Origin of the sequence: Acidovorax sp., from assembly GCF_046291265.1 — a bacterium.
GTDB lineage: Bacteria > Pseudomonadota > Gammaproteobacteria > Burkholderiales > Burkholderiaceae_C > Acidovorax.
The window spans coordinates 1-12,597 of the sequence record NZ_JBKBTV010000004.1 but is presented as its reverse complement, the minus strand read 5'-3'; the positions used below and the strand labels follow the sequence as shown (position 1 = coordinate 12,597).

Below are 12,597 nucleotides of genomic sequence, written 5' to 3'. Positions count from 1 at the left end.
ATGGCAGGCATTGGATTTGAACTGCGGCGCATGCTGCGCAAGAACACCCTGACAGGGCTGATTCAGGCATATGCCTACGCAGGCGTCATCGGCTCCGGCCCCTGGGTGTTCTCCATCATTGGCATTTTGCTGGTGGGTATCTTCAGCGCCAGCGTGGTGGTGCCCAACTTCCTGGTGACGCAGTTCCAAACATCGGTCACCTACCTGGTGGCATGTAGTCTGATACTGACCGGCTTCGTGCAGCTCGCCTTCACCCGATTCGTATCGGACCGGTTGTTTGAGAAACACCGCGACCTCATCCTGCCCAACCTGCACGGTCTGTTGCTGATCGTGATGGTCTGCGCTGCAGCGCTGGGATCTCTGTCACTGTTCGTGGTGTTCCCGGGTGAGAGGCTGCTGTACCGCATGCTCATGCTGGCGGGCTTCGGCATCATGTGCGGCGTCTGGATTCTTGCGATCCTCCTGTCGGGCATGAAGCGCTACCGCGCCATCACCATTCTTTTCGGGGCTGCGTACGCGCTGATCGTGGTGGCTGCCTTGCTCATGCGGCCCTGGGGCCTGGAAGGGTTGCTGGGGGGGTTTGTACTGGGCAATTTTGTGCTCCTCACTGGCATGTGGGTGCTGGTGGTGCGCGAATTCAGTCCACAGGGGCGTTTGATTGCGTTTGACTTTGCCCGCAAGGAGTTGCTTTACCCCTCGCTGATGCTGGTCGGGTTCTTGTACAACCTGGGCATCTGGGCGGACAAGTTCATGTTCTGGTACTTCCCGCCCACCTCCGACGCCATCATTGGTGGGCTGCGTGCGTCACTCATCTACGACCTGCCAGTGTTCCTGTCGTACCTCTCCATCATCCCGGGCATGGCCGTTTTTCTGGTGCGCATCGAAACGGACTTTGTGGAGTATTACGACAAGTTCTACGACGCCGTGCGCAGCGGCGGATCGCTGGAATACATCGAGGCCATGCGCGACGAAATGGTGTATTCCATTCAGCAGGGGCTGGGCGAAATCGCCAAGATCCAGACGCTGGCTGTGCTCGTCACGTTTGTGGCTGGCCCGGCCGTGCTGGACGCCCTCGATATCTCGCACCTGTATTTGCCGCTTTTGCATGTGCAGGTGATCGGCGCAGGCCTGCAGGTGGGGTTGATGGCCATTCTCAACGTGTTTTTCTACCTGGACCAACGCCGCATCGTGTTGCTGCTGTGCGCAGAAATGGTGCTGCTCAACATCGCCCTGACCGCGCTGACCCAGTACCTGGGTGCCGCGTACTATGGCTACGGCTTTGCGGTGGCGATGCTGATCACGCTGTGCACAGGCTTGGTACTGCTGACCCGCCAGCTCAACCGGCTGGAGTACGAGACCTTCATGCTTCAGTGAAGGGGCGAGGAGTGAGGTGAAAAGTGAAGGGGCGGGTGCCACGGCTGGCGCCCCCTTCATCTCTACCTGTATGTGAACGCGCGGCAAAGCAGGGCTTGGCAGGGTATGCAGCCCATGCGCTTCTGGCACACTGGATTGCATTGCCGTCCTTGGCCACAGAGCCTCATCACCATGCATCGCCCTCGCAAAACACTCCTTCGTTCACTTGGCCTAATTGGCGCAGCAGCAGCTCTGCTGTCTGCCTGTGGCGGAGGAGGTGGAGGTACAGACGCCCCGGCCACGTCGATTCAACTCACGGTTGCCACGCCCACCAGCAGCGGAGGGGTGTTTGAGGTGCAAACACCCGTTGCGGTGCAGACCCAGGTTCAGATCAACGGTGCTGCCGCAGCCGATGGCACCCAGGTCAACCTGTCGATGCCAGGCGGAGTTTTTTCACCCACATCCACCACCACGCGGAATGGAGTCGCTACCAGTTCGCTGACCGGGGCGACAGCTGGTACCCAAACCATTACCGCCACCGCCCAGGCCAACGGTGCTTCAACAAGCGCCACACAGACCATCTACCTTCGTCCCGTGCCCGCGGCCCTGGAAATTCTGGTTCCTGCGTACTTCCTGCCCTCCAGCGGCACCGGCTGGAGCCAGATGGCTGCGTCAGCGTCCGGCACCCCGAGCGTGCGCATCACAGCCATCCTGAACCCCTCCAACGGCGTCTTCACCACCGCCAATGCGCAGCTGCTGAGCGCTGCGCGTGACCTGGTGACTTCCGGGGGATCGGTGGTTGGCTACGTGTACACCCGCTACGGCAACGGCACGCGATCGATGGCGGACATCAAGACCAACATCGACCGCTACCTGGCCCTGTATGGCCGCGATGTGATCAGCGGCATTTTTCTGGATGAAATGGCTTCGGACGCACGCCAGATCGATTTCTATCGCGAGATCTACAGCTACATCAAATCCAAGGATGCGGCACTGCGCGTGATGGGAAACCCGGGAACCACCCCTGCCGACGTGTTCGCTACCGCGGCCGATCTGCTCGTCACCTTTGAAGGCACCGCAGCCGACTACCAGAACTACGACCCGCGCAGCCGATCCGCCTGGCTCTATGCCTTGCCCAATGCACGCCAGTCCGCGCTGGTGCACAACACCGACACCTGCGCCGCCATGCAAACCGCCGTGCGTTCAGCGGCTTCCGCCCGGTTCAATGCCGGCGTGGTGTACGCGACGGATCTGCGCTACAACGCCAGCACGGGGGTAGGCAACCCGTGGGCCAGTTTGCCCACGTACTGGACCTCGTTGGTGAGCACGGTACAAGCTGTCAACACGGGTTCGGGGCTGCCGACCTGCTGAGCCGCAGAGGCGAATAAAAAGGCCGGGTGAACCCCGGCCTTTTTACTGTCGCGCACAAATTGAGCGCGGCAAACATTGGGTGGCTGGCTGTTCAGACAGCGTCGCCCAGCTCGTCCGCACGCGCTTGCGCAGCTGCAAAATCAAGGTCACCCGAGTAAATCGCGCGGCCGCAGATCACGCCCTCCACACCTTCGCGCTCCACCGCGCACAGCTGCTCGATGTCGGCCATGCTGCCCAGCCCGCCCGATGCGATGACGGGAATCGTCAGCGCCTGTGCCAGCTTCACCGTGGCGTCGATGTTGATGCCCGAGAGCATGCCGTCGCGGCCGATGTCGGTGTAGATGATGGATTCAACGCCCCAGTCTTCAAACTTCTTGGCCAGGTCCACCACTTCGTGGCCGGTGAGCTTGCTCCAACCGTCGGTGGCCACCTTGCCGTCCTTTGCATCGAGGCCCACGATGATGTGGCCGCCGAAGGCGCTGCAGGCGTCTTTGAGGAAGCCGGGGTTCTTGACCGCGGCCGTGCCGATGATCACGTAGCGCAGGCCGCCGTCGATGTATTTTTCGATGGTGTCCAGGTCACGAATGCCGCCGCCCAGTTGCACCGGGATCTCTTCGCCCACCTCTTTGAGGATGGACTTGATGGCGGCGTAGTTCTTGGGAACGCCCGCAAACGCGCCGTTCAGGTCCACCAGATGCAGGCGGCGTGCACCGGCATCCACCCATTTGCGCGCCATGGCGGCGGGGTCTTCACCGAAGGTGGTGGATTGGTCCATATCGCCTTGTTTGAGGCGAACGCAGTGGCCGTCCTTGAGATCGATGGCGGGAATGAGCAGCATGGTGGTGAAGTTCGGGGGGGGAAAAGGGCGAGGCAAAGCTCGGCCCGAACGGGTGGGGGGTTAAGAGATCAGGGATTCCAGTGCAGAAAGTTGCGGTACAGGGCCAGGCCGTGCTCCGCGCTTTTCTCCGGGTGAAACTGGGTGGCAAAAATATTATCGCGTGCAATGGCGGCTGCGAACAAACCGCCGTAGTCCGTTTGACCCGCGCAATGGACGGAATTCTGCGGCACAGCATAGAAACTGTGCACAAAGTAGAAGTAACTGTTGTCGGGCACCCCGGCCCACACCGGGTGCACCGCACCTGCATGGGGCATCTGCCGCACCTGGTTCCAGCCCATCTGGGGCACCTTGAAGCGGCTGCCGTCGGGCTGGGTGCGGCCTGCCAGGTCGAACTTGAGCACGTCGCCCGGGATGAGGCCGAGGCCCGGGGTGTCCCCCTCGGCGCTGTGGTCCAGAAGCATCTGCATGCCCACACACACGCCGAACATTGGCTTGGAGGCGGCGGCTTCGAGCACCGATTCCTGCAGGCCGGACTCGCGCAGCTCGCGCATGCAGTCGGGCATGGCGCCCTGCCCTGGCAGCACGACGCGCTGGGCCGCGCGCACGTCTTCGGGGCGCTGGGTGACGACCACGGTCCAGCCCGTGCCTTGCGCCGCGTGCTGCACGGCCTGCGACACCGAGCGCAGGTTGCCCATGCCGTAGTCCACAACCACAACGGTTTTTGCTTCCATATTCATAGCTGCTAGCGCTTATCTATCAAGCGCTAGCGCCCGATTTGACCTAAAAATTTCACAAAGAACCTTTGGTGGAGGGGATGACACCCACCGAGCGCGGGTCGCGCTCCAGCGCCGCGCGCAGCGTGCGCCCGAACGCCTTGAAGATGGTCTCGCACTGGTGGTGGGCGTTGATGCCCTTGAGGTTGTCGATGTGCAGCGTGACGCCGGCGTGGTTCACGAAGCCCTGGAAGAACTCGTAGACCAGCTGCGTATCGAGCTGGCCAATGCTGCCGGCCGTGAACTTCACGTCGATGTGCAGCCCCGGGCGGCCCGAGAAATCGACCACCACGCGCGACAGCGCTTCGTCGAGCGGCACGTAGGCGTGGCCATAGCGGCGGATGCCCTTTTTGTCGCCCACGGCACGCGCAAACGCCTGGCCCAGCGTGATGCCCACGTCTTCCACCGTGTGGTGGCCATCGATGTGCAGGTCGCCTTCGCAGTCGATGTCGAGGTCGATCAGCCCGTGGCGGGCGATCTGGTCGAGCATGTGGTCGAAGAAGCCGATGCCCGTATGCAGCTTGGCTTGGCCCGTGCCGTCGAGGTTGATGCGCACGCTGATGCGCGTCTCGGCGGTGTTGCGGGTGACCTCGGCGATGCGGTCGGCCAGGGGATCGGTGGTCGTGGAGGTGACGAGTGCGGAGGAAGTCATAGGGAAGCCTGGAGTGCGGCCAGCATCTGCGCGTTGTCATCGGCATTGCCGACCGTGAGGCGCAGGCAGTTGGCCAGCATGGGGTGCATTGTAGAAACGTTCTTGACGAGGACCTTGCGGTTTTTCATGCCCTCGTACGCCTTGGCGGAATCCGCCACGCGGATGAGGATCATGTTGGCCTCGCTGTCCCAGCATTTTTCGACGCCCGGCATCTGGCGCAGGGCCGCGACGAGCGTGGTGCGCTCGGCGCGGATCTCGGCCGCTTGGGCCGCGAACACTTCGGCGTGTTCCAGGGCAAACAGCGCCGCCTCGCAGTTGAGCACGCTCACGTTGTAGGGCGGGCGCACCTTGTCGATCTCGCTCACAAAGGCTGAGGGCCCAATGAGGTAGCCCAGGCGCACGCCCGCCAGGCCAAACTTGCTGAGCGTGCGCATGAGCAGCACGTGGGCGTTGCGCGCAGGCTCGGCCCGCATGCGGTCGATGAAGGTGCGGCTGGCAAACGGCTGGTAGGCCTCGTCCATGACCACGATGCCGCCCTGCGCGCCCGCGGCGTCGATGATGCGCTGCACCGCGCCCTCGTCCCACAGCGTGGCCGTGGGGTTGTTGGGGTAGGCGATGTACGTAATGGCGGGGTTGTGCTGGGCAATGGCCGCCAGCATGGCGGGCTCGTCCAGCTCGAAGTCGGGCGTGAGCGGCACGCCGACGAAGTCCAGGCCCTGCAGCTGCGCAGACAGCGGGTACATCACAAAACCTGGCATGGGTGCCAGCATGGTGGCGCGCTGGCCCGTGCCGGGCTGGGCGCAGGCCAGGGCCAGCAGGGTGATGAGTTCGTCCGAGCCGTTGCCCAGCACGATGCCGTAGCCCTCGGGCATGTCGGCGTATTTGGCAAGGGCGGCCTTCAGGTCTGCAATGCGATCACCCGGGTAGCGATTGAGCGCCAGGGCGCCCAGGCGTTGGCCCAAAGCGGCCTGCAGATGGGCCGGTAAACGGAACGGGTTCTCCATCGCGTCCATCTTGAGCATGCCGGTAGAGGGCTGCACGCCATAGGCGTGCATGGCGCGCACGTCGGGGCGGATGCGGGCCAGGGCTTGGAGAGGAGACGACGCAGGAGTAGTCATTCGGTGGTGTCCAGTTCGTTGGGGGTAACAAGAAAAGGGTTGATGGGGCGCACGGCGTCCAGGGCCTCGCCATGCGGCAAGGCTTCGGTCAGCAGGTAGCGGCAGCCCTGCTGGTGGGCGGACGAGAGGATGAGTGCGTCCCAGTAGCTCAGGCGGTAGCGGTCCTGCAGATCCCAGGCGCCGTCGACGGTGTAGGAGTCGAGGTGCGGCGGCAGCCACACGCGCAGGCGGCGCACCTGGGCGCGCACCTGCTGCAGCACCTGCGGGCCGTCAAAGCGCTGGATCGCCTGGTTGTAAAGCTCGTTGAGCACCTGCGAGCTGATGCGGCCACTGCGCGTCTGCCAGCAAAAGTTCATCCACTCGCGGGCACGCGCCTGGCGCTCGGCATCGCGGTCGTCCACGCTGGCCAGCAGGACCTCGGTATCGACAAAGATGGGGACGGTGGCCATACGCTCTCCGCTGCTCAGCGCAAAAACAGGGTCTCGCGTGGCACATAGGGCCCGCTGGACGCGCCCCAGGATTCAAAGCCCAGCGCCTCGCGCATCGCCTGGGCGTAGGCGTCTTCCTGGCGCATCTTCTCGGCCAGCCATTCACCCAGCAGGCGCGACACGCTGCTGCCGCGCTTGGCCGCTTCCACCCGCACCCATTCGGCGACGGTGTCATCCATGGTCACGGTGATGTTTTTCATGCAATTGATATTACACGAAGTTCGTGCACCACGAAGTTCGTGTAATTAATTTTTCGTTGATACGAGGTTTTTTACGCCGCCTGCCGCTGGCTTTGCAGCATCTGCGTGGCCATGTCGCCCACGGTGCGCAGCGCCTCCAGATGGGCAGGCGACCAGTCGCCCCCCACCCCGATGCGCAGGCAGTTGCGAAACCGCCCGCTGGTGCTGAACACCGTGCCCGGCGCGATCAGGATCTGCCGGGCCAGGCAGGCTTCGTGCAACTGCACCGAATCGAGCGCGCGCGGCAGCTCCAACCACATCAGCAAGCCGCCGGGCGGGTCGCTCACCCGGGTGCCCTGCGGGAAGTGCGATGCGATCACCCGCCGCGCCTCGTCCATGCGCGCCGCCACGCCCGCGCGCAGCTGGCGCATGGCGGCGGCGTGGCCGGCCTGGGTGATGAGGTCGGCCAAAGCCAGCTCCAGCACGGCCGACTGGCCGCCCGCCTGCAGGTCCTTGATGCCGCGCACCTTGTCGGTCCAGCGCCCGGCCTCCAGCCACCCCAGGCGCAGCCCCGGCGCCAGCGTCTTCGAGAACGAATCGCACAGCATCACGTGGCCCGTGGTGTCGTACGACTTGACGGTGCGGCGCATCTCGTCGACCTCGACCAGGTCGTTGTAGATCGCGTCCTCGATCACCGCCATGTCGTGCCGCGCGGCCATCTGCGCCAGGCGCTTGCGTTCGGCCTGCGGCATGCAGCTGCCCAGCGGGTTGCTGAGCGTGGGGACGATCATCACGGCCTTGACCGGCTGGGTGTCCAGCGCCAGCTGCAGCGCGTCCAGCGACAAACCGTGGCGCGGGTGCGTGGGGATCTCCAGCGCGCGCAGGTGCAGGCCCTGCAGCACCTCCAGAAACGAAAAATGCGTGGGCGACTCCAGCGCCACCACATCGCCCGGCTGCGTCACGGCACGCAGGCACAGCGCGATGGAGTCCATGCAGCCGCCGGTGATCACGATGTTCTCGGGGTCCAGGCTGCAGCCCATGCCGACGGCGTAGCGCGCCAGGGCGCGGCGGGCATCCTCGTGCCCGGCCGATGTGGGGTAGGTACACAGCAGATAGCGGTGGCGCTGCGCAGCGCGCACCACGGCGCGGCGCACGCGGTCGGGGTTGAACAGCTCGAAGCCTGGCGTGCCGCTGCTGAAGGAGATCATGTCCTCAGGCTGGTTGCGCCCCAGGATGCGCTGGCCCAGCCAGTCCACAGACACCTCGCGCGGGCGGCGCAGGGGACGGGGTGTGCTGGGCTCGGGCAGGCTCACCGGCCGCGCCGCCACAAAAAATCCCGAACGCGGTCGCGCGGTGATCAATCGAGCGTCTTCCAGCCAGTGGTAGGCCTGCACCACCGTGGTCTGCGCCACCGCATGCTGGCGGGCCAGCTCGCGCACGGACGGCAATTTTTCGCCGCGCGCCAGGGTGCCATTGCGGATCAACTGCGCGAGTTGCTCGGCAATCTGCAGGTAGAGCGGAGGGGCATCATCGGTAGTCATGCCGCATTCTGTACTGGCACTCTGGTCGATAAGCAGTACAGAGGCACACCAGTACGTACAGTACAGATGGATCACTTCGCGCTTCTGTACTGGCCCAGATGGTCCGTGCCTGTAGCTGGTGGTGCGCGGCCGGTGGCCGCACAGTGAAGGCATGAACTCGCTGCACATCCCCACCCCACCGTCGCCCGTCCTGCCCACCCAGCCAGCGGTCCCCCTCACCCTGCAATGGAAGCGCCAGCCGCTGCCGCCCCTGCAGGCCGTCCAGGTGCTGGACTTCCGCGCGGGCGACATCGCGTTGCTCGAAGTGGAACAAGGCCGTGTCTGGGTGACCTGCGATGGCCTGCTGGAAGACTATTTTCTGGAAGCCGGGCAGCGCTTGTCGTTCACAGGCCCAGTACGGTTGCGGGTTAGTGCCGAGGGGAGCAGGCCTGCCAAGCTGAACTGGGCGACGCACCGACCAGGAGAAAGCGCCGTCTGCCCACAGAAGCCTACGGCAACTTCGAAGCCATTGAGGGGCACGCCAGTTACGCTGGCAAACGGAGCATCCGCGTGAGTTGAACGATCTAGCAAGGCCACTGCCGGGTCATCAGTCCTGAGCATCGCCAGAAGCCTGCTGCAGATCATTCCTGCGGGCCCGAAGAAGAGTCCCTTGCTCACGCAGACGTTTTTGAAGCTTGAGATTTTTGGCCTCCAAAGCTTTATTTTTCTTTAGGAGTTCTTCGATTTGACGTTTTGCACCCGAACTATCAACAGCCTCCTGTTCCGGAAGCACAGTGCTCAAGACTACTGGCGACAAAACTGGCAAAGGTGAGTATCGCCCCTGCGCCAGCTCAGGAGGCACTCCAAGGTAGGCACACCAAAATGCGTCTAGTCGCTCCGCTAACCGCAGCCACAGCAGCGCGAAGTTGCACTGGTCTACGTGCACACCATCTTTTTTTAGCGCCAGTTCCATCTCAAGCATTTGATGCTCGATCGGTCGCAGTAAGCGATGCGACCTCAACTCCTGCCAGTCAGACGCGCTCTCGGTTGGCAACACTGGGATGCACGCCATCAAGGCCCTCTTCAACTCGCCGCCTCGCTTTTTAAACTGCTGCCGAGAGAGCGCAATGAAAGCCTTCTCGTATCCACCACACCCGTGCGCAAGTTGGTTTCGAAAGCTATTCAACATGAAGGCCGCTTCAGCGCTGATACCCAGTAAGCGCTTTGAAGCCTCAGTCCCAAGCGTTGGCCTGCCGTCCATTGCCTCGACACAAAGCATTAACTGCAAGAAGCGCACTTCAGCGGGCACCGCCGAGTTCTTGCCAAGAACAGTGAACTGCTGGGCAGAGCTAATCTTGTCAAAGTGCTCGTCGGACAGGGCCAACATTCCGTTCATCAATGCAATGCACAGGCGGGTGGCCTGTCCAAGATGGCTATCAGACAGAAGTGGCAAGTAGCTATAGCGACTCTTTGCTGGCAATCCATAGAAAACCAGTGAATCCCCGGAGCGCTCCATCACCGAACTAAGGGGCTGTCCACAAATAAGTTCGAGCGCGGCCTTGATCCGGATGCTTCGCTGAGAAAAATCGGAGTCACTAAATGCACAAAGAACACCCTTCGCCAATGCATGATTGGCAAAAAATATTTCCGACCCAGTCCCCTCAGCCATAACACCGTACGGCAAAGGAACATCGCACAGCGCAATTCCCCAGTGGTATTGAAAGCGATGCTGCGCGCTCAGCGGTGCAAGCGCGTCCAACCGGACGACCGAATTCGCTGCCGCGAACGTGACCAGACATGGGTTGGACTGGTCCGACGCTTCCAGTCCGAACCAGAAGTCGCAGAGCCAAGACCAAGATTTTTGCGGACGCACCTCGATCGCCGAGTGGGCGGTAAGTTCGAGATCACCAGACTCATCACGCAAAAGAAAATCTTCAAACGCCAGCGATGCGAAGGCCTCTACCGCTTCAAGCTCTTCAATGGCTGCTCGGTGAGAAGAGAAGTCAGCTGTGAATTCAAGCGACTCAGGGTCAAACTGAACGGGGAGATCGCGGATTCGCACCTGTGACATTGAACATGTCAGAGTCGCGTGGCCCTTCATCCGCCGCAACAAAGGATGGCCCATGTTGCGCGACGTGCCTTATTTCAAGCGCATTTCAGCGGCTTGCGCATGCGCCTGCAGGCCCTCACCATAGGCCAGCTCGGCAGCGATTTTTCCAAGCACCTGGGCACCGGCCTCGCTCACCTCGATGAGGCTGCTGCGCTTTTGGAAGTCGTACACGCCCAGCGGGGACGAGAAGCGTGCCGTGCCGCTGGTGGGCAGCACGTGGTTGGGGCCGGCGCAGTAGTCGCCCAGGCTCTCGGAGGTGTAGGCACCCAGGAAGATCGCTCCGGCGTGGCGCAGCAGCGGCTCCCAGCGGTGGGGGTCGGTGCTGCTCACCTCCAAGTGTTCTGGCGCAATGCGGTTGCTGATCGCGCAAGCTTCTTCCATGTCTCTGGTCAGGATCAGCGCGCCCCGGCCGTTGAGGCTCTTGGCGATGATCTCGGCGCGCGGCATGGTGGGCAGCAGGCGGTCGATCTCGCACTGCACGGCGGCGATGTAGGCAGCGTCGGGGCACAGCAGGATGCTCTGGGCCAGTTCGTCGTGTTCGGCCTGGCTAAAGAGGTCCATCGCCACCCAGTCGGGCGGTGTGGTGCCGTCGGCCAGCACCAGGATTTCACTCGGGCCCGCGATCATGTCGATGCCCACAGTGCCGAACACGCGCTTCTTGGCACTGGCCACGTACGCATTGCCGGGGCCGGTGATCTTGTCGACCTTGGGCACGGTGGCGGTGCCGTAGGCCAGCGCGGCCACGGCCTGTGCGCCGCCGATGGTGAAGGCGCGCGTGACGCCCGCCACGTAGGCAGCCGCCAGCACTAGGTCATTGCGCTCGCCCTTATCGGACGCCAATTGCGCGCCCGAGCCACCCGTGGCCACACTGCCACGCACGGGCGTGGGCACGACCATGATGATCTCCTGCACGCCCGCCACGTGAGCAGGAATGGCGTTCATCAGCAGGCTCGATGGATACGCGGCCTTGCCGCCCGGCACGTAGATGCCCACGCGGTCGAGCGGCGTGACCTTCTGGCCCAGCAGGGTGCCGTCTTCGTCGCGGTAGCTCCAGCTCTCGCCCGAGGCTTTTTTCTGCGCCTCGTGGTAGCTGCGCACGCGCTTGGCGGCGGCCTGCAGGGCGTCGCGCTGGGCCTTCGGAATGGCGTCGAACGCGGCCTTGAAGTCGGCCTGGGTCAGCTCCAGCCCGGCCATGTTCGGGGCCGAGAGGCCGTCGAACCGCGCGGTGTACTCCAGCACGGCGGCATCGCCACGTTGCTGCACATCGGCCAGGATGTCGGCCACGCGTTGCTCGATGGCCGCGTCGGTGTCGGCAGACCAATGCAGACGGGCTGCAAAATCAGCCTCAAAAGTGGCCGCAGCGGTTGACAGACGGGCGGGAGCAGCTACCAAAGTCATAGTGTGAATGGGCGTGGGTTCAGTTGGTTTCAGCAGGAATGGCCGAAGCAAACGCATCGATGATGCGCCGCAGCGGCGCCTGCTTGAGCTTGAGCGCGGCCTGGTTGACCACGAGGTACGAGCTGATGTCCATGATGCGTTCGACCTCCACGAGGTGGTTGGCCTTGAGCGTGTTGCCAGTGGACACCAGATCCACGATGGCATCCGATAGTCCAATGAGCGGCGCCAGTTCCATGCTGCCGTAGAGCTTGACCATGTCCACGTGCACGCCCTTGGTTGCAAAGAAGTCGCGGGCGATGCTGGTGTATTTGGTGGCCACTTTCAGGCGCGAGCCTTGTTTGACGGCGCGTTCGTAATCAAAGTCATTGCGCACAGCGACGCTCACGCGGCACTTGGCGATGCGCAGGTCGAGCGGCTGGTACAGGCCCTGGCCGCCGTGTTCGATGAGCGTGTCCTTCCCGGTCACGCCGATGTCGGCACCGCCGTATTCCACATACGTGGGCACGTCGGTGGCGCGCACCAGCACCACGCGCACATTGGGCTGGTTGGTGGGCAAGATGAGCTTGCGCGACTTCTCGGGGTCTTCCAGCACCTCGATGCCAGCGGCAGCCAGCAGGGGCAGGGTTTCGTCAAAGATGCGGCCTTTGGAAAGCGCCAGGGTGATCATGTTGCTGCTGCTCATGCTTTCACTCTTTCAATGTCGGCACCCAGGCCGCGCAGTTTGGCTTCCATGCAGTCGTAGCCACGGTCCAGGTGGTAGATGCGGTCGACCACGGTTTCGCCGTCAGCCACCAGAC

General features: G+C 63.1%; 13 protein-coding genes. 3 read left to right on the top strand and 10 right to left on the bottom strand.

The genetic code is table 11. The features are described from left to right. Entirely contained in the window at positions 1 to 1,374 is a 1,374-nt protein-coding gene (gene pelG / locus ACK41V_RS02535) for an exopolysaccharide Pel transporter PelG (RefSeq protein WP_409777365.1), read from the top strand. Between the two features lie 333 nt (positions 1,375 to 1,707). Next, positions 1,708 to 2,724 (top strand): spherulation-specific family 4 protein, encoded by a 1,017-nt coding sequence (locus ACK41V_RS02530; protein WP_409777362.1) that lies wholly within the window; start codon positions 1,708 to 1,710, stop codon positions 2,722 to 2,724. A gap of 91 nt (positions 2,725 to 2,815) precedes the next feature. On the opposite strand, the gene hisA is transcribed toward ACK41V_RS02530, so the two are convergent. The 7 genes from hisA to ACK41V_RS02495 form a co-directional block, all read right to left on the bottom strand. Further along, positions 2,816 to 3,562 (bottom strand): 1-(5-phosphoribosyl)-5-[(5-phosphoribosylamino)methylideneamino]imidazole-4-carboxamide isomerase, encoded by a 747-nt coding sequence (hisA, locus tag ACK41V_RS02525; RefSeq protein ID WP_409777359.1) that lies wholly within the window; start codon positions 3,560 to 3,562, stop codon positions 2,816 to 2,818. Between the two features lie 68 nt (positions 3,563 to 3,630). Beyond that, positions 3,631 to 4,299, bottom strand: a complete 669-nt coding sequence (gene hisH, locus ACK41V_RS02520) for an imidazole glycerol phosphate synthase subunit HisH (RefSeq protein WP_409777356.1) — start codon at positions 4,297 to 4,299, stop codon at positions 3,631 to 3,633. A gap of 52 nt (positions 4,300 to 4,351) precedes the next feature. Continuing rightward, positions 4,352 to 4,987: an imidazoleglycerol-phosphate dehydratase HisB gene (gene hisB / locus ACK41V_RS02515; RefSeq protein WP_409777353.1), complete on the bottom strand. Its 636-nt coding sequence runs from the start codon at positions 4,985 to 4,987 to the stop codon at positions 4,352 to 4,354. Continuing rightward, entirely contained in the window at positions 4,984 to 6,105 is a 1,122-nt protein-coding gene (gene hisC, locus ACK41V_RS02510; protein WP_409777350.1) for a histidinol-phosphate transaminase, read from the bottom strand. The genes hisB and hisC overlap by 4 nt, the downstream gene beginning before the upstream one ends. After that, positions 6,102 to 6,554 (bottom strand): PIN domain-containing protein, encoded by a 453-nt coding sequence (locus ACK41V_RS02505; RefSeq protein ID WP_409777348.1) that lies wholly within the window; start codon positions 6,552 to 6,554, stop codon positions 6,102 to 6,104. The genes hisC and ACK41V_RS02505 overlap by 4 nt, the downstream gene beginning before the upstream one ends. Positions 6,555 to 6,568: 14 nt before the next feature. Continuing rightward, positions 6,569 to 6,793: a hypothetical protein gene (locus ACK41V_RS02500; RefSeq protein WP_015012682.1), complete on the bottom strand. Its 225-nt coding sequence runs from the start codon at positions 6,791 to 6,793 to the stop codon at positions 6,569 to 6,571. 71 nt (positions 6,794 to 6,864) lie between these two features. Then, on the bottom strand, positions 6,865 to 8,313 hold the full coding sequence (locus ACK41V_RS02495) for a PLP-dependent aminotransferase family protein (protein WP_409777344.1): 1,449 nt from the start codon (positions 8,311 to 8,313) through the stop codon (positions 6,865 to 6,867). A gap of 151 nt (positions 8,314 to 8,464) precedes the next feature. Here ACK41V_RS02495 and ACK41V_RS02490 point away from each other — a divergent pair, with 151 nt between their 5' ends. Then, a complete protein-coding gene (locus ACK41V_RS02490) occupies positions 8,465 to 8,866 on the top strand; it encodes a DUF2917 domain-containing protein (RefSeq protein WP_409777341.1) in 402 nt (133 codons plus the stop codon). 33 nt (positions 8,867 to 8,899) lie between these two features. On the opposite strand, the gene ACK41V_RS02485 is transcribed toward ACK41V_RS02490, so the two are convergent. The 3 genes from ACK41V_RS02485 to hisG are packed head-to-tail and all read right to left on the bottom strand — an operon-like array spanning position 8,900 to position 12,467. Continuing rightward, positions 8,900 to 10,417, bottom strand: coding sequence for a hypothetical protein (locus ACK41V_RS02485; RefSeq protein ID WP_409777338.1), 1,518 nt, complete (start codon positions 10,415 to 10,417; stop codon positions 8,900 to 8,902). Positions 10,418 to 10,432: 15 nt separating this feature from the next. Then, positions 10,433 to 11,800 (bottom strand): histidinol dehydrogenase, encoded by a 1,368-nt coding sequence (hisD, locus tag ACK41V_RS02480; RefSeq protein ID WP_409777336.1) that lies wholly within the window; start codon positions 11,798 to 11,800, stop codon positions 10,433 to 10,435. Positions 11,801 to 11,819: 19 nt separating this feature from the next. Beyond that, entirely contained in the window at positions 11,820 to 12,467 is a 648-nt protein-coding gene (gene hisG / locus ACK41V_RS02475; RefSeq protein WP_409777692.1) for an ATP phosphoribosyltransferase, read from the bottom strand. Positions 12,468 to 12,597 lie beyond the last annotated feature (130 nt).